The 20,434-nt window shown below is 65.2% G+C and carries 15 protein-coding genes and 3 rRNA genes; 15 read left to right on the forward strand and 3 right to left on the reverse strand.

The window, feature by feature from the left end:
- Position 1 precedes the first annotated feature (1 nt).
- Complete coding sequence (locus AC3ANJ_RS07025) at positions 2–1,105, forward strand: heparan-alpha-glucosaminide N-acetyltransferase domain-containing protein (RefSeq protein WP_488318854.1); 1,104 nt, start codon at positions 2–4, stop codon at positions 1,103–1,105.
- Positions 1,102–2,532 carry an argininosuccinate lyase gene (gene argH, locus AC3ANJ_RS07030; RefSeq protein WP_488318855.1) on the forward strand — a complete coding sequence of 477 codons (1,431 nt, stop codon included), beginning with the start codon at positions 1,102–1,104 and terminating at the stop codon, positions 2,530–2,532. The genes AC3ANJ_RS07025 and argH overlap by 4 nt, the downstream gene beginning before the upstream one ends.
- A gap of 20 nt (positions 2,533–2,552) precedes the next feature.
- On the opposite strand, the gene AC3ANJ_RS07035 is transcribed toward argH, so the two are convergent.
- Entirely contained in the window at positions 2,553–3,134 is a 582-nt protein-coding gene (locus AC3ANJ_RS07035) for a DUF1349 domain-containing protein (RefSeq protein WP_488318856.1), read from the reverse strand.
- A 59-nt stretch (positions 3,135–3,193) separates the two neighbouring features.
- Between AC3ANJ_RS07035 and AC3ANJ_RS07040 the strand changes: the two genes are divergently transcribed.
- From AC3ANJ_RS07040 to AC3ANJ_RS07055, 4 genes are read left to right on the forward strand one after another with little or no spacing between them, the layout of a single operon-like run.
- On the forward strand, positions 3,194–3,838 hold the full coding sequence (locus AC3ANJ_RS07040) for a SatD family protein (protein WP_488318857.1): 645 nt from the start codon (positions 3,194–3,196) through the stop codon (positions 3,836–3,838).
- Positions 3,835–4,641 (forward strand): hypothetical protein, encoded by an 807-nt coding sequence (locus tag AC3ANJ_RS07045; protein ID WP_488318858.1) that lies wholly within the window; start codon positions 3,835–3,837, stop codon positions 4,639–4,641. Before AC3ANJ_RS07040 ends, AC3ANJ_RS07045 begins: the two co-directional genes overlap by 4 nt.
- Positions 4,642–4,677: 36 nt before the next feature.
- Entirely contained in the window at positions 4,678–5,982 is a 1,305-nt protein-coding gene (gene tyrS, locus AC3ANJ_RS07050; RefSeq protein ID WP_488318859.1) for a tyrosine--tRNA ligase, read from the forward strand.
- 3 nt (positions 5,983–5,985) lie between these two features.
- Positions 5,986–6,771 carry a DUF4184 family protein gene (locus tag AC3ANJ_RS07055; protein ID WP_488318860.1) on the forward strand — a complete coding sequence of 262 codons (786 nt, stop codon included), beginning with the start codon at positions 5,986–5,988 and terminating at the stop codon, positions 6,769–6,771.
- On the opposite strand, the gene AC3ANJ_RS07060 is transcribed toward AC3ANJ_RS07055, so the two are convergent.
- Positions 6,772–7,986, reverse strand: a complete 1,215-nt coding sequence (locus tag AC3ANJ_RS07060) for a CoA transferase (RefSeq protein ID WP_488318861.1) — start codon at positions 7,984–7,986, stop codon at positions 6,772–6,774.
- A gap of 548 nt (positions 7,987–8,534) precedes the next feature.
- Between AC3ANJ_RS07060 and AC3ANJ_RS07065 the strand changes: the two genes are divergently transcribed.
- From AC3ANJ_RS07065 to rrf, 3 genes are all read left to right on the forward strand, one after another.
- Positions 8,535–10,061 (forward strand): 16S ribosomal RNA (locus AC3ANJ_RS07065).
- A 388-nt stretch (positions 10,062–10,449) separates the two neighbouring features.
- Positions 10,450–13,554, forward strand: a 23S ribosomal RNA gene (locus AC3ANJ_RS07070).
- 119 nt (positions 13,555–13,673) lie between these two features.
- Positions 13,674–13,790, forward strand: a 5S ribosomal RNA gene (rrf, locus tag AC3ANJ_RS07075).
- The 16S, 23S and 5S rRNA genes sit together here, the layout of an rRNA operon.
- A 175-nt stretch (positions 13,791–13,965) precedes the next feature.
- On the opposite strand, the gene AC3ANJ_RS07080 is transcribed toward rrf, so the two are convergent.
- Positions 13,966–14,901, reverse strand: coding sequence for a hypothetical protein (locus AC3ANJ_RS07080; protein ID WP_488318862.1), 936 nt, complete (start codon positions 14,899–14,901; stop codon positions 13,966–13,968).
- On the opposite strand from AC3ANJ_RS07080, the gene AC3ANJ_RS07085 reads away from it, so the two are divergent.
- From AC3ANJ_RS07085 to recN, 6 genes are read left to right on the forward strand one after another with little or no spacing between them, the layout of a single operon-like run.
- The gene (locus AC3ANJ_RS07085; protein WP_488318863.1) at positions 14,860–15,810 is read left to right on the forward strand and encodes a hypothetical protein; all 951 of its coding nucleotides are present in this window, start codon (positions 14,860–14,862) and stop codon (positions 15,808–15,810) included. The two genes, AC3ANJ_RS07080 and AC3ANJ_RS07085, sit on opposite strands and share 42 nt — an antisense overlap.
- Positions 15,810–16,841: an HAD-IIA family hydrolase gene (locus AC3ANJ_RS07090; protein WP_488318864.1), complete on the forward strand. Its 1,032-nt coding sequence runs from the start codon at positions 15,810–15,812 to the stop codon at positions 16,839–16,841. The genes AC3ANJ_RS07085 and AC3ANJ_RS07090 overlap by 1 nt, the downstream gene beginning before the upstream one ends.
- Before the next feature lie 9 nt (positions 16,842–16,850).
- Entirely contained in the window at positions 16,851–17,027 is a 177-nt protein-coding gene (locus AC3ANJ_RS07095) for a hypothetical protein (RefSeq protein ID WP_406245731.1), read from the forward strand.
- On the forward strand, positions 17,024–17,821 hold the full coding sequence (locus tag AC3ANJ_RS07100; protein WP_488318865.1) for a TlyA family RNA methyltransferase: 798 nt from the start codon (positions 17,024–17,026) through the stop codon (positions 17,819–17,821). Before AC3ANJ_RS07095 ends, AC3ANJ_RS07100 begins: the two co-directional genes overlap by 4 nt.
- A complete protein-coding gene (locus AC3ANJ_RS07105; protein ID WP_488318866.1) occupies positions 17,818–18,738 on the forward strand; it encodes an NAD kinase in 921 nt (306 codons plus the stop codon). The genes AC3ANJ_RS07100 and AC3ANJ_RS07105 overlap by 4 nt, the downstream gene beginning before the upstream one ends.
- Positions 18,735–20,429, forward strand: coding sequence for a DNA repair protein RecN (recN, locus tag AC3ANJ_RS07110; protein ID WP_488318867.1), 1,695 nt, complete (start codon positions 18,735–18,737; stop codon positions 20,427–20,429). Before AC3ANJ_RS07105 ends, recN begins: the two co-directional genes overlap by 4 nt.
- Positions 20,430–20,434: the final 5 nt, after the last annotated feature.

Raw genomic sequence — 20,434 nt, forward strand, 5'->3', positions numbered from 1 at the left:
GATGGCGTCCGGGCTGGCAGGCCGCTGGCGGCGGCTGAACGGCCCGGCGCGCATCGGCGGCGTCGATCTCGCGCGCGGACTGGCCGTGATCGGCATGTTCGCGGCGCACCTGCTCGTCACGGCCGACCACTGGGATTGGAGCGATCCGTCGACCTGGCTCTTCATCGTCGACGGGCGCTCGTCCATCCTGTTCGCCACGCTCGCCGGGGTATCGGTCGGGCTGGTGACCGGCGGCGCGGTCCCGCTCACCGGCGACCGCATGCGCACGGCGCGCGGCCGGTTGGCAGTGCGTGCCGGGATGCTGTGGCTGGTCGGCATCCTGCTCATCCTCACTGGCGTGCCCGTGTACGTGATCCTGCCCGCGTACGCTCTCCTCTTCCTGCTCGTCCTTCCGTTCACGGCGCTGACGGCGAGTGCCGTGCTGTGGGCCGCCGCCGGGATCGGGGCCGTGATGGCGTTCGTGCAGCCGCTGCTGAACGAGCTGCCGCTCTGGCACGGTCCGTTCGGGGAGGAGATCTCGGCGGCGCTGGGCTGGAACTACCCGTTCCCGGTCTGGATCGCCTTCGTGCTCGCCGGGCTCGGCATCGCCAGGGCGGATGTCCGTCGCTTGCGCACGCAGCTCTGGATGCTGGGCGCGGGGTCCGCTCTCGCCGTCGTCGGGTACAGCATGTCCACGGCACCGCCGGAGTCGCTGTACCTGCAGTCCGTGCTCACCGCGGAGCCGCACTCGTCCGGGCTGTTCGAGGTGTTCGGCACCGGTGGTTTCGCGATCGCCGTGATCGGCGTGTGCCTGCTCCTCTGCAGAGCCGATGCGATCCGGATGCTGGTGCTGCCGCTGCGTGCCGTGGGCGCCATGCCGCTCACGGCCTACACGGCGCAGCTGCTCATCTGGGCGGCGGTCGCCCTCACGACGATCGGCGACACCGAGGACCTCCTGGCGTTCCGAGCGCTGGAGCCGTTCTGGCCGCTCACGATCGGCACCGTCATCGGATGCACCGCGTGGGCGCTGCTGATCGGCCGCGGCCCGCTGGAGTGGCTGCTCGACCGTACCGCGAAGATCGTGGTTCCGGCGCGGCCCCGCATGGTCGATAGGCTGAATCCATGAGCGAGGCGAAGCAGGACGGCACGAACGAAGGCGCGCTCTGGGGCGCACGATTCGCGAGCGGACCGTCACCGGAACTGGTGGAGCTGAGCCGCTCCACGCACTTCGACTGGATCCTCGCCCCCTACGACATCGCTGGTTCGCATGCGCACGCCACGGCGCTCGAGGCCGCCGGCTATCTCGAGCCGGACGAAGCGCGTCGCATGCACGAGGGGCTGGATGCCGTGGCCCGCAAGGTCGCGGACGGAACGATCGTCGCGCAGCCGACGGACGAGGACGTCCACGGCGCGCTCGAGCAGGCGCTGATCGCCGAGCTCGGTCCTGAACTGGGCGGGCGGCTGCGTGCGGGGCGAAGCCGCAACGACCAGATCGCGACGCTCGTGCGCATGTACCTGATCGACCATGCCAAGGTCATCGCCCGCGATCTGCTGCGCGTGATCGATGCGCTCGTCGCCCAGGCCGAGGCGCATCCCGACGCGATCCTGCCCGGCCGCACCCACCTCCAGCACGCTCAGCCCGTGCTCCTCGCGCACCATCTGCAGGCCCACGCCTGGCCGCTGGTGCGCGAACTGGAGCGGCTGGTCGACTGGCGCGTCCGCGCCGGGGTCTCGCCGTACGGCGGGGGAGCGCTCGCGGGCTCGACGCTCGGGCTCGATCCGGCTCTGGTCGCGCGCGAACTCGGCCTCGATCGTCCGGCAGAGAACTCGTTGGACGGCACCGCCGCCCGTGACGTCGTCGCGGAGTTCGCGTTCGTCGCGGCGATGACCGGCGTCGACCTCTCGCGTCTTTCCGAGGAGATCATCCTCTGGAACACCCGCGAGTTCGGCTTCGTCACGCTGCACGACAGCTACTCGACCGGCTCCAGCATCATGCCGCAGAAGAAGAACCCGGACATCGCCGAGCTCGCCCGCGGCAAGTCCGGTCGGCTGATCGGCAATCTGTCCGGTCTCCTGGCGACCCTCAAGGGACTCCCTCTCGCGTACAACCGCGATCTGCAGGAGGACAAGGAGCCGGTGTTCGACTCTGTGCAGACGCTCGAGGTCGTGTTGCCGGCGTTCGCCGGGATGATCGCAACGCTGCGCTTCGACACCGAGCGCATGGCAGAACTCGCCCCGCAGGGCTTCTCGCTCGCGACCGACGTCGCCGAGTGGCTCGTGAAGCGCAGGGTGCCGTTCCGGGACGCGCATGAGATCTCGGGTGCGCTGGTGCGTGCATGCGAGGAACAGGGGATCGGGCTGGAGGATGCCTCAGACGAGCTGCTGCTCTCGGTCTCGCCGCATCTCGTACCCGACGTGCGCGAAGTGCTGTCCATCCAGGGCTCGGTCGCGTCGCGGACGGGTGCCGGCGGCACGGCAGGGGTGCGCGTCGCCGAGCAGCGCGCCGAGCTGATCGCCCGCGCCCAGAACGCGGCGCACGCGCTGGGGCTCTGACCCCCCGCACCTCCAGGCGGTCAGTGCAGGGACTCGTCGGCCTCCGAGCGGGTCCACCGGGTGAATCGCACGACGAGTCCTGAACGCGTCGGCGCCGCCAGAAACGGTCCGGCGGTCGCCGTGGCTTCCGGATCGAACGGCGCCACCCGTACGAGACGCCATGCTCCGTCGTCCGCCTTCGCACGGACGATGATCGCGTCCGGCCAGCGGCTCACGCGTACGGTGATCTCGGCATCCCGCCACTCGTCGACGAAGCCGACCGACCAGTCCGAGCGGATGTCCGTGACCACGGCGCCGAGGCCGAGGTGATCGTCGGCGAATTCGACGCCGGCCTTGATCCAATGCTCGTCGTCGATGCGGACGAAGATGCCGGCCTGGTCGAACTGTCCGTCCCAGGGTGCGCGGAAGGCGACCTCCATCGCCTCGCCGACGGCGAGCGGAGCGGTGAGGGCGTGTTCGCTGTCGTGGATGAATCCGTACGCCGTGCGTCGCCAGGCATCGCTTCCCTCGACGGCGGTGACGTCGAGATGGCCGTCCTCGGCGGTCGCCTCGGGAAGATGAGTCCAGGTGCCCTGTCGCCAGGGAATGCTCGTATAGGGCATGTTATTAATTAATAGCCAATCAGTGCATGTTTCTGAGTTATGCGTGTTATGGTTATCGCATGGTCATCGCCGTGATCGCCGACATCGTCGGCTCCCGTAGCCTCGAGGATCGAGCATCCGCACAACGGGTGCTCGATGAGACCATCACGCGCGTCGAAGCGGATCTCCCGCTCGCGACGCAGCCGTTGAGGCCCACCGTAGGGGACGAGCAGCAGGCCGTCTACGCGCGACTCGGCGATGCACTGACATCGCTGCTCATGCTCCAGCTCGCCCTCCCGGACGGCATCTCCTTCCGATTCGGCATCGGGGTGGGCGCGATCCGAGCGATCGACTCGGCGCACGGCGACCTCTCGGACGGGCCGGGGTGGTACGCCGCGCGCGACGCGATCGAGACGGTCCACGCACGCGAGCAGCGCGCCGTGCCGCGCATGCGCACCTGGATCGTCGGTGCCCAGGGGCAGGATGAGGTCATGGAGTCCGTGATCGCTGCATCCAACGCCTACCTGCTCGCCCGTGACGAACTGGTCGGCGCGATGAGCGAGCGCGAGCGCCGGCTCACCTATGGGCGCCTGATCGGCACGCCCCAGGCCGAGCTCGCTCGAACCGAGGGCATCACGCAGCCCAGCGTGTCCAAGTCGTTGCGCAGCGCGGGAGCTGCGGCACTCATCGAAGGAGTCGCGCAGATGAGAGGAGCGACCTCATGATCCTCGCCGGGTTCCTGCTGCTCGCGGTCGGCGCGGTCGATCTCGTGCGCCAGTTCGTGCCGCGGCGGTGGATCGGCTATCTGGCGACCCTCATCGTGCTGCTCGTGCTCGGCAGCGTCTCAGACGCGCTGCTGCCCATGATCCTGGCGATCGCGGCCGGTGCGGCCTGGGTGTGGGTCATGCCCAGAGACCGCGATTCGAGGGCCGGTTTCTGGCCGGCGGTCGCGCTGGCCTTCGTCGCCGCGCTCTCGGTCGTGTGGGCCGGCGCACGCCCGGATGCCGGGATCATCGGCCTGTCCTGGAACATGGATTCCCCGTTCGGAGCGATCCCCTTCGACCTGGCGGTCCTCGTCGTCGGCGTGGTGGCGTTCCTGTTGGAATCCGCCAATCTCGTGGTCAGGGCAGCGCTCTCGGGCGAGCACACCTGGCGGCCGGACGACGCCGGGATCGCGTCGCGGGCCACCGTGGCCGAGGTGCCAGACGCCCCGACGGATGGCGGGGACGACGCGGATGACGAGGGTCGGAAGACGGCCGTCGAAGCAGCGTCGTCGCAGCGGGGCGGATTCAAAGGCGGGCGCCTGATCGGGCCGCTCGAGCGCGTGATCGTGTTCATGCTCACTCTCACCGCTGCGTACCCGATCCTCGCGGCGATGCTGGCGGCGAAGGGCATCGTGCGGTTCCCCGAGATCTCCAAGGATGGCGAGACGGGAGCCCGCGCCGAATACTTCCTGGTCGGCAGCCTCGTCAGCTGGGTGATCGCGCTCGGAGCGGCATTCCTGGTGTGGTGGGGCGTGCACGCCTGACCGGAGCGAGCGCGCCGCGCTGATAGCCTGGAGCGCGTGTCGAATACCGATCTGACGACTGCTCCGCAGGCGATCGACCCCGCGTTCGAGAACGTGTGGGACGAGATCGTCTGGCGTGGCCTCGTCCACGTGTCCACCGATCAGGAGGCGCTGCGCGCCCTTCTCGCCGGGGACCCGATCACGTATTACTGCGGGTTCGACCCGACAGCTCCCAGCCTTCACCTCGGCAACCTCGTGCAGCTGCTGACGTTGCGACGACTGCAGTTGGCCGGCCACAAGCCGCTCGGCCTCGTCGGAGGTTCAACGGGTCTCGTCGGCGACCCGGGCGGTCGCGACACCGAACGCGTGCTCAACCCGGTCGAGACCGTTGAAGAGTGGGTCGGGAAACTGCGCGCCCAGGTCGAGCGTTTCCTGAGCTTCGAGGGCGACAACGCCGCGCGTATCGTGAACAATCTGGACTGGACTGCACCGCTCAGTGCCATCGACTTCCTGCGCGGTATCGGCAAGCATTTCCGCGTCGGCACGATGATCAAGAAGGATGCCGTTTCTGCGCGGCTGAACTCCGAGGCAGGAATCTCGTACACCGAGTTCAGCTACCAGATCCTGCAGGGCCTGGACTACCTCGAGCTCTACCGCCGTTACGGCTGCGTGCTGCAGACCGGTGGGTCGGACCAGTGGGGAAACCTCACCAGCGGCACCGACCTCATCCACCGGGTCGAGGGTGTCTCGGTGCACGCGATCGGTACGCCACTGATCACGAACAGCGACGGCACGAAGTTCGGCAAGAGCGCGGGCAATGCGATCTGGCTCGACCCCGAGATGTGCAGCCCATACCGGATGTACCAGTTCTGGCTCAACACCGACGACGCCGATGTGGTCACGCGTCTCAAGGTCTTCACCTTCCTCACCAAGGCCGAGATCGACGAGTACGCGCGACTGGTCGAGACCGAGCCGTTCCGTCGTGCCGCGCAGAAGCGGCTCGCACTCGAGGTCGTCGCCACGGTGCACGGCATCGATGCGACGGCGGCGGTGATCGCGGCATCCGAGGCGCTGTTCGGTCAGGGCGACCTGACGACTCTGGATGCCGGGACGCTGCGCTCGGCGCTGACGGAGCTGCCCAACGCGACGGTGCCCGCGGGCACGTCGGTGGTGGACGCTCTCGTCGCGACGGAATTGGTCTCGAGTCTCTCCGAGGCGCGGCGCGCCATCTCCCAGGGCGGAGTGACGCTGGACGGCGTCCGCGTCGAGGACGAGTCGGTCTCGGTGCAGGGAACTCTGCCCGGCGGAGTCTCCGTGCTTCGTCGAGGCAAGAAGACGCTCGCGGGCGTGTTCATCGGCTGAACCGTGCCGTTCACGCCGAGTCATGCCGTCGTGGCGCTGCCGTTCGTGCGGACGCCTCTGATCCCCTCGGCGATCGCGATCGGCGCGATGACGCCGGATCTTCCGTTGTTCGTCCGCGGCACCGGCCTGGGGTACGGGTTCACTCACACCTGGACGAATCTCATCTGGACCGGTCTGATCGCCTTCGTGCTGTTCCTCGTCTGGCGGGTGCTGCTGCGACCATCGGTCGCAGAGCTCTCGCCGACGTGGGCGGCCGCTCGCCTTCCCCGCGAATGGAACCAGCGTCCGTGGGCTGCGACTCGACAGGCTGTCGGCGCGGGCGAGAACCGCTGGTATCCGCTGCTGCTCGCCGCATCCCTTCTGATCGGGGTGGCATCCCACATCCTGTGGGACCTGTTCACGCACGAAGGGCGCTGGGGGAGCCGGCTGCTTCCGATCCTGGATGCCCAGTGGGGCCCGCTGCAGGGATTCAAGTGGCTTCAGCACGGCTCGAGTGCGCTCGGCCTGATCATCATCGGGATCTGGATGCTGGTGTGGCTGCAGCATCGGATGCCGCGCGCCGCCGTCGAGCGACTGCTGCCTGGTTGGGTCCGTGTCGCCTGGTGGCTCTCGCTGCCGGCAGTGCTCGTGATCGCGTGGGTGGCGGGCATACTCGCGTTCGGCCCGTTCATCGAGGATTTCACCGTGCAGCACCTGGCGTACCGGGTGCTCCCGCCCGCGTGTGCGGTCTGGGGTGTTCTCACGGCTGCGCTGTGCGTCCTGATCGGGATCCGGCGCAGCACGCGCTGATCACCACATCGCCGGGTCGCGTCCCCACGGTCGAGGAGCGCTGAAAGACAGTCCGGGGATCGCCGAGCGCACGGTGACGAGATCATGGCCGTCGACGCAAAAGCGCTCGGTGTGCGCGGCGGGATCGATCGACGCTTCGGGCCCGGGGTCGTCGGTGCGCGGCATCCCGAGCAGTTCGGCGGCGACCCGGCGCAGCGAGGTGCGCACGGCCAGGACGGTGCCGTCTTCGTCACGGCGGCGCACGGCATCGCAGACGGCGGCGGCCAGGAGGTAGCCGGCTGAGTGATCCAGCGCCTGGGCGGGGAGGGCGCCCGGTCGTTCGCCGTCGGGCGACTCGATCATGGCTATGCCCGATTCGGCCTGGACGAGACTGTCGAACCCGCGGCGGTCGGGGTGCTCGTGTCCCCAGGCGCTGAGTTCGGCGACGATGAGGCCGGGGTGCCGTTCGGCGAGAGCCGCGCGGGACAGGCCGAGCCGAGCGAGAGCGGATGGGCGATACCCGAGCACGATGACGTCGGCGCGGGCGAGCAGCTCTTCGAATCGTTCAGAACGCGCATCGAGGATCGTCGAACGCTTCCCGTGACCGGTGTCGAGATGCTGCCACCCCGGCTCGGTGAGGCCGGGCGGATCGATGCGCAGCACGTCAGCCCCGAGAAGAGCGAGGGTCCGTGTGCACACCGGCCCGGCGATGACGCGGGTGAGATCCAGAATGCGCATGCCGACGAGGCCCGCCCCTGTGGGCGAACGACGGCGGGTGACCCGCCCGAGGGGAGTGGATTCCACCAGCGGAATGGCGCGGAGTGCGCGATCGGTGGCCGGATCCTCCGGGAGGACGGGGACGGCGAGTCCGCCCGCGTCCGTGATCTGCCGGACGGCTTCGGTCGGGGAGCGCTCGGCGAGTGCGGACGAGAGAGCGTCGGCGCCGGCATCCACGCCCAGATCGAATGCGCGCCTGAGTGCCTGAGCATGGTGCGGGTAGTTGCCGTGGGTGCGGACCCACCCGTCGGCCACGCGCCAGAACCCCGACAGGGGAGACCAGACATCGGGTGAGCGAGTGTCGATCGTGAGGTGGCGATCGCTCCGGTACGCCATGGAGATGCGATCGAGGTCGAGCAGCGAGACGTCGACGGCAGGATGCCGTGCGGCCCGGCACACGGTCGAGACGCTCGCTCGGGCGAGAGCGTCGACCGAGAGGCGAGAGGGGAGGGCCGGCATGGGCCGATCGTACGACTCGTGAGCGGAGATCGCGAGCCGTGGAAACGGGCGACACGCCCGGGAGTCGGCCAGGATTTGCCCGACCCCCGGATCCCACGTAAATTATTACCTGTTCGCCCCACAGGGTTGAGAGAGACCAGAAGGTCAGCTCCCCTCAAGTGGCTAACCACCTCCCAAAACAGTTCCAACACTTCGGTGCGAGATCGGTTGCGGGAAGCCTTGCGGTCCACGGATCGAGGGTCGAGTTCGCTCGGCTCGCCGATTTGACAAACGGATCAAGCGAGGTAAGATAGAGAAGTTGCCCTTCGGGCCTGGTCGTGAGGCTGGGTCGGGGGAGCGTCTGATCCTTGAGAACTCAACAGCGTGCACTTGTCAAATGCCAAATTATCCTCGTCTCCATTTCGGTGGGGGTGAGAATTCCTTTGGATCAAAGACCAACCTTCTTTGTTGGGGGTTGGCATTCGGATGAAGTCAGTTGATTTTGTCTCTTTGGTCAGTTTCAAACTCGCTGCTGTCGCGGTTTTCCCCGTGGTGGTATGCATTTCTTTTTTACGGAGAGTTTGATCCTGGCTCAGGATGAACGCTGGCGGCGTGCTTAACACATGCAAGTCGAACGGTGAAGCAGGAGCTTGCTCTTGTGGATCAGTGGCGAACGGGTGAGTAACACGTGAGCAACCTGCCCCGGACTCTGGGATAAGCGCTGGAAACGGCGTCTAATACTGGATATGAGACGTGACCGCATGGTCAACGTTTGGAAAGATTTTTCGGTCTGGGATGGGCTCGCGGCCTATCAGCTTGTTGGTGAGGTAATGGCTCACCAAGGCGTCGACGGGTAGCCGGCCTGAGAGGGTGACCGGCCACACTGGGACTGAGACACGGCCCAGACTCCTACGGGAGGCAGCAGTGGGGAATATTGCACAATGGGCGAAAGCCTGATGCAGCAACGCCGCGTGAGGGATGACGGCCTTCGGGTTGTAAACCTCTTTTAGCAGGGAAGAAGCGAGAGTGACGGTACCTGCAGAAAAAGCGCCGGCTAACTACGTGCCAGCAGCCGCGGTAATACGTAGGGCGCAAGCGTTATCCGGAATTATTGGGCGTAAAGAGCTCGTAGGCGGTCTGTCGCGTCTGCTGTGAAATCTGGAGGCTCAACCTCCAGCCTGCAGTGGGTACGGGCAGACTAGAGTGCGGTAGGGGAGATTGGAATTCCTGGTGTAGCGGTGGAATGCGCAGATATCAGGAGGAACACCGATGGCGAAGGCAGATCTCTGGGCCGTAACTGACGCTGAGGAGCGAAAGGGTGGGGAGCAAACAGGCTTAGATACCCTGGTAGTCCACCCCGTAAACGTTGGGAACTAGTTGTGGGGTCCTTTCCACGGATTCCGTGACGCAGCTAACGCATTAAGTTCCCCGCCTGGGGAGTACGGCCGCAAGGCTAAAACTCAAAGGAATTGACGGGGACCCGCACAAGCGGCGGAGCATGCGGATTAATTCGATGCAACGCGAAGAACCTTACCAAGGCTTGACATACACGAGAACGGGCCAGAAATGGTCAACTCTTTGGACACTCGTGAACAGGTGGTGCATGGTTGTCGTCAGCTCGTGTCGTGAGATGTTGGGTTAAGTCCCGCAACGAGCGCAACCCTCGTTCTATGTTGCCAGCACGTAATGGTGGGAACTCATGGGATACTGCCGGGGTCAACTCGGAGGAAGGTGGGGATGACGTCAAATCATCATGCCCCTTATGTCTTGGGCTTCACGCATGCTACAATGGCCGGTACAAAGGGCTGCGATACCGTAAGGTGGAGCGAATCCCAAAAAGCCGGTCCCAGTTCGGATTGAGGTCTGCAACTCGACCTCATGAAGTCGGAGTCGCTAGTAATCGCAGATCAGCAACGCTGCGGTGAATACGTTCCCGGGTCTTGTACACACCGCCCGTCAAGTCATGAAAGTCGGTAACACCTGAAGCCGGTGGCCTAACCCCTTGTGGGAGGGAGCTGTCGAAGGTGGGATCGGTAATTAGGACTAAGTCGTAACAAGGTAGCCGTACCGGAAGGTGCGGCTGGATCACCTCCTTTCTAAGGAGCATCTGACACCTCTTCGGGGGTGTCCAGAACCCAGTTCGAAGGCATACGTTCTTCGCTGGGAGCTCATGGGTGGAACATTTGACATGACATCAGCGCAGCTGATTTCTGCTAGTACGCCGGCCTTCGGGTTGGTTGGAATGCGGGGGTTGGTGAGCGGGGTGTCTGCACGCTGTTGGGTCCTGAGGGGCCAGACGTTTTGTCTGAATCCTCTGGGCCTCTTGTCGTTTCCCCTTGTGGGGGGTTGCGTGAGGGGTACCGCCCGTACTTTGAGAACTACACAGTGGACGCGAGCATCTTTGGACCGATCCTTCGGGGTTGGTTCATGAAGATGATCTTAAAGATCATTAGTCAATTTTTTGACGATTCGAACTCAATGTGATTTCAAGTCTTTAAGAGCAAACGGTGGATGCCTTGGCATCTGGAGCCGAAGAAGGACGTAGCAATCTGCGATAAGCCTCGGGGAACTGATAAGCAAGTTTTGATCCGAGGGTGTCCGAATGGGGAAACCCCGCTGGGCGGCGTGCCGACCTAGTGACTCCCGTCTGAATATATAGGGCGGGTAGAGGGAACGTGGGGAAGTGAAACATCTCAGTACCCACAGGAAGAGAAAACAACATGTGATTCCGTGAGTAGTGGCGAGCGAAAGCGGATGAGGCTAAACCGAGTGTGTGTGATATCCGGCAGGAGTTGCATGTTCGGGGTTGTGGGACTTTCCTACCAGTTCTGCCGAATTGGTGGCGTTACAGAAGCGTGTAGACGAACCGTCTTGAAAGGCGGGCCGTAGTGGGTGCCAGCCCCGTAGTCGAAACATGTGTTCTGGCGTGGAGAGGATCCCAAGTAGCACGGGGCCCGTGAAATCCCGTGTGAATCTGTCAGGACCACCTGATAAGCCTAAATACTCCCAGATGACCGATAGCGGACAAGTACCGTGAGGGAAAGGTGAAAAGTACCCCGGGAGGGGAGTGAAATAGTACCTGAAACCGTTTGCTTACAAACCGTTGGAGCCTCCTTAGTAGGGGTGACAGCGTGCCTTTTGAAGAATGAGCCTGCGAGTTAGCGATATGTGGCGAGGTTAACCCGTGTGGGGTAGCCGTAGCGAAAGCGAGTCTGAATAGGGCGATTCAGTCGCATGTCCTAGACCCGAAGCGAAGTGATCTATCCATGGCCAGGTTGAAGCGACGGTAAGACGTCGTGGAGGACCGAACCCACTTAGGTTGAAAACTGAGGGGATGAGCTGTGGATAGGGGTGAAAGGCCAATCAAACTTCGTGATAGCTGGTTCTCTCCGAAATGCATTTAGGTGCAGCGTTGCGTGTTTCTTGCCGGAGGTAGAGCTACTGGATGGCCGATGGGCCCTACAAGGTTACTGACGTCAGCCAAACTCCGAATGCCGGTAAGTGAGAGCGCAGCAGTGAGACTGTGGGGGATAAGCTTCATAGTCGAGAGGGAAACAACCCAGACCACCATCTAAGGTCCCTAAGCGCGTGCTAAGTGGGAAAGGATGTGGAGTTGCTTAGACAACCAGGAGGTTGGCTTAGAAGCAGCCACCCTTGAAAGAGTGCGTAATAGCTCACTGGTCAAGTGATTCCGCGCCGACAATGTAACGGGGCTCAAGCACGCCACCGAAGTTGTGGCATTGATATTTTTGGTAGGCCTTCGTGGTCCAGCCGTATTGATGGGTAGGAGAGCGTCGTGTGGCCAGCGAAGCGGCGGTGTGAACCAGCCGTGGAGGCTACACGAGTGAGAATGCAGGCATGAGTAGCGAATGACGTGTGAGAAACACGTCCTCCGAAAGACCAAGGGTTCCAGGGTCAAGCTAATCTTCCCTGGGTAAGTCGGGACCTAAGGCGAGGCCGACAGGCGTAGTCGATGGACAACGGGTTGATATTCCCGTACCGGCGAAGAACCGCCCAAGCTAATCCAGTAGTGCTAAGTATCTGAATCCCAGTGACTGATCCCTTCGGGGTGACGCTCTGGGCCTAGCGTACGAACCCGTTCTGGTGCGGCTAGCGTATTAACAGGTGTGACGCAGGAAGGTAGTCCAAGCCAGGCGATGGTTGTCCTGGTGCAAGTGCGTAGGCCGAGAGATAGGCAAATCCGTCTCTCATACAGGCTGAGACACGATGCGGATAAAAAGTGGATGATCCTATGCTGCCAAGAAAAGCATCGACGCGAGGTTCTAGCCGCCCGTACCCCAAACCGACTCAGGTGGTCAGGTAGAGAATACCAAGGAGATCGAGAGAATCGTGGTTAAGGAACTCGGCAAAATGCCCCCGTAACTTCGGGAGAAGGGGGGCCTTCGACGTATTAGGACTTGCTCCGAAAGCGTTTGGAGGCCGCAGAGACTAGTGGGTAGCGACTGTTTATTAAAAACACAGGTCCGTGCTAAGTCGCAAGACGATGTATACGGACTGACGCCTGCCCGGTGCTGGAAGGTTAAGAGGACCGGTTAGCCGCAAGGCGAAGCTGAGAATTTAAGCCCCAGTAAACGGCGGTGGTAACTATAACCATCCTAAGGTAGCGAAATTCCTTGTCGGGTAAGTTCCGACCTGCACGAATGGCGTAACGACTTCCCAACTGTCTCAACCGCGAACTCGGCGAAATTGCATTACGAGTAAAGATGCTCGTTACGCGCAGCAGGACGGAAAGACCCCGTGACCTTTACTATAGCTTTGTATTGGTGTTCGGTGTGGCTTGTGTAGGATAGGTGGGAGACTTTGAAGCGTGGACGCCAGTTCATGTGGAGTCATTGTTGAAATACCACTCTGGTCACTCTGGATATCTAACTTCGGACCGTAATCCGGTTCAGGGACAGTGCATGGTGGGTAGTTTAACTGGGGCGGTTGCCTCCCAAAAAGTAACGGAGGCGCCCAAAGGTTCCCTCAACCTGGTTGGCAATCAGGTGTCGAGTGTAAGTGCACAAGGGAGCTTGACTGTGAGACTGACAGGTCGAGCAGGGACGAAAGTCGGGACTAGTGATCCGGCAGTGGCTTGTGGAAGCGCTGTCGCTCAACGGATAAAAGGTACCTCGGGGATAACAGGCTGATCTTGCCCAAGAGTCCATATCGACGGCATGGTTTGGCACCTCGATGTCGGCTCGTCGCATCCTGGGGCTGGAGTAGGTCCCAAGGGTTGGGCTGTTCGCCCATTAAAGCGGTACGCGAGCTGGGTTTAGAACGTCGTGAGACAGTTCGGTCCCTATCCGCTGCGCGCGTAGGAAGTTTGAGAGGATCTGACCCTAGTACGAGAGGACCGGGTTGGACGAACCTCTGGTGTGTCAGTTGTTCCGCCAGGAGCACCGCTGATTAGCTACGTTCGGGATGGATAACCGCTGAAAGCATCTAAGCGGGAAGCCGGCCTCAAGATGAGACTTCCATACCTTCGGGTGAGAGGCTCCCAGCCAGACTACTGGGTTGATAGGCCAGATGTGGAAGTGCGGCAACGCATGCAGCTGACTGGTACTAATAAGCCGATGACTTGATAACACTTCGAATCAACGATTGATTGATTTGCTACGCGTCCACTTTGTGGTTCTCGATGTACGGTCGAGAACCCTACAGGCACCACGTGTGTCTTTAGGTTTTTGTTGAAACATCAATAGTGTTTCGGCGGCCATAGCGTGAGGGAAACGCCCGGTTACATTCCGAACCCGGAAGCTAAGCCTCACAGCGCCGATGGTACTGCAGGGGGGACCCTGTGGGAGAGTAGGACACCGCCGGACTTCTTCTGTGAAATGGCCACCCAAGGTTGGGTGGCCATTTTGCGTTAACAGGAAGTTGGAGAGAGCATAGATCATGCCGGATGAGGAAGAGCGTCGACCGCGACGCGACAACGACGACCGTTCCAAGAAATCAGGGGACGGCCGCAAGGATCATCCGCGCGCAGATCGCTCTGCTTCACGACCGACTTATCGCGATGGTGGCAGCTCGTCCCGCGACGGTGGCTATCAGCGGCGTGACTCCGCGCCTCGTCGTGATGGTGATCGGCCGAGCGGCGGCTACCAGCGTCGTGACAGTGCTCCTCGTCGTGATGGTGACCGTCCGTCCGGTGGCTACCAGAACCGTGACGGTGCTCCGCGCCGTGACGGCGACCGTCCGTCCGGAGGGCAGAACCGTGAGGGTGGTTACCAGCGTCGGGACAGTGCCCCGCGTCGTGACGGTGACCGCCCGTCGGGTGGTTACCAGCGTCGTGACGGCGCTCCCCGTCGTGACGGTGACCGTCCGTCCGGTGGCCAGAACCGTGAGGGTGGCTACCAGCGTCGGGACAGTGCCCCGCGTCGTGACGGCGATCGTCCGTCGGGCGGTTACCAGCGTCGTGACAGCGCTCCCCGTCGTGACGGCGATCGTCCGTCGGGCGGCTACCAGAACCGTGACAGCGCTCCGCGCCGTGATGGTGACCGCCCGGCCGGTGGCTACCAGCGTCGAGACGGCGATCGCCCGACCCGCGGACAGAACCGAGACGGTGGTTACCAGCGTCGGGACAGCGCTCCGCGCCGTGATGGTGACCGCTCGTCCGGCGGCTACCAGCGTCGCGACGGAGACCGCCCCGGTGGCTACCAGAAGCGTGACGGCGGCTCGGACCGGCGTGACGATCGTGGCCGCAGTTCCCACGCGCAGCGCGGCGGTGCTGAGCGTCCGCGCAACGATCGTCCCTACGATGACCGTCCGCGTCCCGAGCGCGGTCCGGACATTCCGGATGAGATCACTGCCCGCGATCTGCCGGCCGCTGCTCGCAACGAGCTGAAGACTCTCAGCAAGGAGAACGCCGACCAGGTCGCGCGTCACCTCGCCGTGGTCGCTCAGCTGATCGACGAGGACCCTGCGCTGGCGCATGAGCATGCTCTCGCGGCATCCCGTCGGGCCGGGCGCATCGCGATCGTCCGAGAGACTCTGGGAATCACCGCGTACGCGACGGGCGATTTCGCTCTGGCGCTGCGCGAGCTGCGCACCTACCGACGGATCTCTGGCAAGGAGGACCAGATCGCGCTCATGGTCGACAGCGAGCGCGGCGTCGGACGACCGGACCGCGCGCTCGAGACAGGACGCTCGGTCGACCGGTCAGCGCTTCCCATCGACGTGCGTGTCGCTCTGGCGATCGCGATGTCGGGTGCGCGGCTGGACCTGGGGGAGACCGAGCTCGCGCTCGGGGAACTCGAGATCCCCGAACTCGACCCCGATCGCGCTTTCAGCTGGAGCCCTGCGCTGTTCGCTGCACGCGCCGCCGTCCTCGAGGACCTCGGCCGCAACGAGGAGTCCGAATTCTGGGCGCAGCGCGCCGAGGTCGCGCTCGAAGCGCTCGGCCTCGATGAGGAAGGCGATGAGGAACTCATCGTCGAGGACAGTCTGATCGAGGGCGAGTCCATGGACGACGTGCACGCTGTGGATGCGGTGGACGCTGTCGAGTCCGAGCAGGATGCGACATCTGACATCGAGGCTGAGGCTGAGGCTGAGGCTGAGGCTGAGGCTGAGGCTGAGGCTGAGGCTGAGGCTGAGGCTGAGGCTGAGGCTGAGGCTGAGGCTGAGACTGAGACTGAGGTCGAGGTCGAGGCTGATGTCGAGACTTCGGCAGACGCTGGGTCCGACGCCGAACTCGAGTCCGACTCGGCCTCGCCGGCTCCCGCGCGCTCCGAACGCGACGAGATCGAACAGGAAGTCGCCGAGCTCCTCGGCGAGGACGGCGACACGGACGACAAGCCTGCCGACCGAAAGAACGCCGGGGACTCCGCCGAGGACGAGGCCTGATGGGCCTTTTCGCCAAGAAGCGGCCGACACCCCTCGACGGAATGGACGTCGTTCTGGCCGACCTCGATGGTGTCGTGTACGCCGGTCCTGGAGCGCTTCCGCACGCGGTCGACAGCCTGAACGCCGTCGCCCGCGAGCGGCGACTCGGCTACATCACGAACAACGCGTCCCGAACGGATGCCTCGGTCGCCGAGCACCTGACCGAGCTGGGACTGACCGTCGCCGCGCATGAGGTGGTCACCAGCCCGCAGGCGGCGATGCGCCTGCTCGCGACCATGGTTCCTGCACCTGCGACGCTTCTGATCGTCGGCGGCGAGGGCCTCGTCGTCGAGGCCGAGAAGGCCGGCTACACCGTCACCCGCAGTGCTGAGGACGCACCCGACGCCGTCGTGCAGGGCTTCGCGCCCGACGTCGCCTGGACCGACCTCGCCGAAGCCGCCTTCGCCCTCAAACTCCCCGAGGACGAGGGCGGGATCCCGTGGATCGCGACGAACAACGACTGGACGATCCCGCGCGAACGCGGCGTCGCGCCGGGCAACGGCACCCTGGTCTCGGCAGTCCACACGGCGATCGGTCGTCTGGCCACCGTCGCAGGCAAGCCGGAGGTCCCGATCTTCGAAGAGGCGATCGCACGTTTCGGCGGGCAGCGCACCCTCTTCATCGGCGACCGGCTCGACACGGACATCCTCGGTGCCAACCGCGCCGGTATCGATTCTGTTCTCGTGCTCACCGGCATCGATCGGCCCAAGCACGTGCTGGCGGCACCCGAAGACTCGCGACCGACGTTCGTGCTTTCCGATCTGCGCGAACTCCACGAACCGTACCCGCAGGCCGTCCGCAAGGACGGCGCCGTGACGGTCGCGGATGCGACCGTCCGCGTCAACGGCGGCGACGTCGAGATCCTCGCCGAAGGCACCAGGCAGATCGATCTGCTCCGCGCTGGTGCGCTGGCGATCTGGGAGTCCGGGACACCGATCTTCGTGCTGCGAGTGCCAGAGCGCCTCTACGAGGATCCGTTCCATCGGCCGTAGGCTGGTCGGGTGAGCGACGACAGCACGAACGGTCCGACCGACGGACTCTGGAGCCGCCTGCGCCTGATCGAAGGCCAGCCGCTCGCGGCACGAGCCGATGCCTACTCGAGCCTGCACGACGAGTTGTCCAGGCGACTCGAGTCGGGCGCGCGACTCGATCAGCGAGAGAAGTCGTCGGAGCGGTGACCCGACTCGACGCCGCCCTCGCGGCACGCGGCCTCGCCCGGTCGCGCACGCACGCCGCGACGATGATCGCGGATGGACTCGTGCAGGTCGGCGGACGCACCGTGATCAAGGCATCCACTCAGGTCGGCGAGGCGACTGAGATCACTGTCGCGGGTTCGGATCACTACGTCAGCCGCGCCGCCCACAAGCTGATCGCCGCTCTCGACGGCTTCGAGGTCCCCGTCGAGGGGCGCATCGCGCTCGACATGGGCGCGTCGACCGGCGGGTTCACCCAGGTGCTGCGCGAGCGCGGCGCCGCACGCGTGCTCGCCGTCGACGTTGGTCATGACCAGCTCGCGCCGGCGATCGCCGCCGACCCTGGCGTCACGGCCGTCGAGGGGTACAACGTCCGCCACATGACCCCCGAGAACCTCGCCGCGGCCACCGGGGAGCCCCGTGCCCCCGAGCTGATCGTCGGAGACCTGTCGTTCATCTCGCTCGAGCTCGTCTTCGCAGCGGTCGCGCAGGTCGCGGCGCCCGGTGCCGATGTCGTGCTGCTCGTCAAACCGCAGTTCGAGGTCGGCCGCACCGCTGTCCGGGGCGGACTCGTCACGAATCCCGTCATCCGGGCGGATGCCGTGTCGCGGACGCTCTGGAGCGCATGGGACGCCGGGTTCGGGATGTTCGGCATCCTGCCCTCGCCGATCCTCGGAACCCACGGCAATGCCGAGTACCTTGTCCACATGGCACCCGGCCGGGGAAGCTCTCCGGCAGAATGGACGAAGCGGATCGACGAACTGGCAGGAGGACGATGAACGAGCGCTACATCCTGGTCGTCGCCCACGCCGGCCGGGACGACACCGTCGCAGCAGCTCGCCGAGTCGTCGAATCGCTGCGCAGTGCGGGTGCCCGTCCGGTGCTGGCAGCGGAGGATCGCGCCGAGCTGGCGGCCGTCGACGAGATCTTCGCGGACGTGGACGTCCTCGGCGACGCGATCCAGGTCGGCGAGCTCGAACTCGCCATCGTGCTCGGCGGAGACGGCACGATCCTGCGTGCGGCCGAGCTCGTCAGGGACAGCGGCGCCCCGGTGCTCGGCATCAACATGGGCCACGTCGGCTTCCTCGCCGAGATCGAGCGCGACGACATGGATGCCGCGGTCCGACGGGTCATCGAACGCGACTACGAGGTCGAGGAGCGCCTGGCGCTGGCCGTCCGCGTGAAGGATGCCGCCGGCGAGGTCGTCTACGAGACCTGGGCGCTCAACGAGGCGACCGTCGAGAAGGCGAGCCGGGAGCGGATGATCGAAGTGGTCGTCGAGATCGACGGCCGCCCGCTCACCAGCTACGGCTGCGACGGCATGGTCGTGTCGACGCCCACCGGTTCCACCGCATACAACTTCTCGGCTGGCGGACCGGTGATCTGGCCGGGCGTCGAGGCGATCGCCGTTGTGCCGCTCTCCGCGCACGCCCTGTTCGCCAAGCCACTCGTCGTCAGCCCGCACGCATCCGTCGCGATCGAGATGCTGGAGAGCACCAGCGGCACGGGCATCCTGTGGTGCGACGGCCGACGTTCGCACGATCTCCCGCCCGGTGCACGCGTCGTGGTGCGACGGTCCTCGCGACCGGTGCGTCTCGCACGTCTGCACCCCGCGGCGTTCACCGATCGGCTGGTGCGCAAGTTCCGTCTTCCGGTCGCCGGCTGGCGCGGCAACGGGACGGAGGCACCGGCGTGATCGAGGAGATCCGGATGCAGCACCTCGGCGTGATCGCCGACGCCGTCCTGCCGCTCGGTAAGGGCTTCACCGCGATCACCGGCGAGACCGGTGCGGGAAAGACCATGGTCGTCACCGGCCTCGGGCTGCTGCTGGGCCAGCGCGCCGATTCAGGCGCTGTCCGCGCCGGCGCGGCGCAGGCGTCTGTGGCAGGCGTCTGGGTCGTACCCGAGCAAGGACCGATCGCCGACATCGTGACGGATGCCGGGGGAGAACTGGAACCCGCCGGCGCTGGTCGGTCCGAGCTCTACGTCTCCCGCACGCTCAGCGCCGAGGGACGCAGCCGCGCGAGTGTCGGCGGACGCGCGGCACCTGCAGGCGTCCTCTCCGCCCTCGCCGAACAGCTCGTCGTGGTGCATGGCCAGTCCGAGCAGTTGCGGCTGAAGTCCGCAGCGGCGCAGCGCGACGCACTCGACCGCTTCGGCGGCGAACCGGTGTCCGCCGCGCTTCGCGCCTACGGGGACGCGTGGGAGCACTGGCGTGCGCTCGATGCCGAGCTGCGCGAGCTCACCGAGAATCGCGACCGTCGCGCCGACGAGGCGGCCCGGTTGCGGGAGGCACTGGCGCTGATCGAAGCCACGGCGCCGGAGGCGGGGGAGGACGAGGTTCTCACCGAGCGGGCCGAGCGGCTCGCGAACGCCGAGGAGCTGCGGCAGGCCGCAGCACTCGCGCACAGCGCTCTCTCCAACGAGGATGACGACCCGGATGCCTCAGCGCTGGTCGCCGACGCACGGCGCCTCCTGGAACGCGCGTCCGACCCTGCTCTGGCCGGCATCGCCGAGGCACTGGCCGATGTGGGCTATCGCCTGGCGGACCTCGCGGGTCAACTGGCGGGCTATCTCGCCGACCTGGACGAGGCAGGGCCGCACGAGCTCGCGGCCGTGGAGGAGCGCCGCGCAGCGCTGAACACCCTGGTGCGCGCCCACGGCTCGCTGGATGAGGCCCTCACGGTCTGGGAGACCGGATCGGCACGGCTGGCAGAACTGGACGACGACAGCGACCGGGTCGAACGGCTCGAAGCCGAGCGCGCGACGGCCCGTGACGCGCTCGATGCGGCTGCCGACGCGCTCACCGCCGCACGCACGGAAGCCGCTGGGCGCCTGGGGACCGAGGTCTCCGAAGAGCTGCACGCGTTGGCGATGCCCGACGCGCGTCTGGAGGTCGCCGTGACCGCCGGCTCGGAGAGCGCGCACGGCCGCGACGACGTGGCGATCCTGCTTGCGCCGCACCCCGGTGCCGAACCGCGCCCCGTCGCGCGCGGAGCATCCGGCGGCGAGCTTTCCCGCGTGATGCTGGCGATCGAGGTCGTCATCGCCGGGACCGATCCGGTTCCGACCTTCGTCTTCGACGAAGTGGATGCCGGCATCGGCGGCGCTGCGGCGATCGAAGTCGGGCGGCGACTCGCCCGACTCGCCGAACGCTCTCAGGTGATCGCGGTCACGCATCTCGCCCAGGTCGCAGCCTTCGCCGGCAACCATCTCTCCGTCGTGAAAGCCAGCGACGGAGCCGTCACCGCCTCGAGTGTGCGGCGCCTGGAGGGCGCCGACCGCGAGGCCGAGATGGCCAGACTCCTGTCCGGATTGACCGATTCGGATGCCGCACTCACCCACGCCCGAGAACTTCTCGGTCTCGGCACCGCCGCTGCCTGTTAGGATAG

The sequence above is a fragment of the Microbacterium sp. STRO-1N genome (genome assembly GCF_057748015.1).

Excerpts from the sequence above, each read along its gene's own strand:
- AC3ANJ_RS07025 (WP_488318854.1), top strand. The coding sequence starts at position 2 with ATGGCGTCCGGGCTGGCAGGCCGCTGGCGGCGGCTGAACGGCCCGGCG.
- argH (WP_488318855.1), top strand. The coding sequence starts at position 1,102 with ATGAGCGAGGCGAAGCAGGACGGCACGAACGAAGGCGCGCTCTGGGGC.
- AC3ANJ_RS07035 (WP_488318856.1), bottom strand. The coding sequence starts at position 3,134 with ATGCCCTATACGAGCATTCCCTGGCGACAGGGCACCTGGACTCATCTT.
- AC3ANJ_RS07040 (WP_488318857.1), top strand. The coding sequence starts at position 3,194 with ATGGTCATCGCCGTGATCGCCGACATCGTCGGCTCCCGTAGCCTCGAG.
- AC3ANJ_RS07045 (WP_488318858.1), top strand. The coding sequence starts at position 3,835 with ATGATCCTCGCCGGGTTCCTGCTGCTCGCGGTCGGCGCGGTCGATCTC.
- AC3ANJ_RS07060 (WP_488318861.1), bottom strand. The coding sequence starts at position 7,986 with ATGCCGGCCCTCCCCTCTCGCCTCTCGGTCGACGCTCTCGCCCGAGCG.
- AC3ANJ_RS07080 (WP_488318862.1), bottom strand. The coding sequence starts at position 14,901 with ATGCGCCAGCGCAGGGTCCTCGTCGATCAGCTGAGCGACCACGGCGAG.
- AC3ANJ_RS07090 (WP_488318864.1), top strand. The coding sequence starts at position 15,810 with ATGGGCCTTTTCGCCAAGAAGCGGCCGACACCCCTCGACGGAATGGAC.
- AC3ANJ_RS07105 (WP_488318866.1), top strand. The coding sequence starts at position 17,818 with ATGAACGAGCGCTACATCCTGGTCGTCGCCCACGCCGGCCGGGACGAC.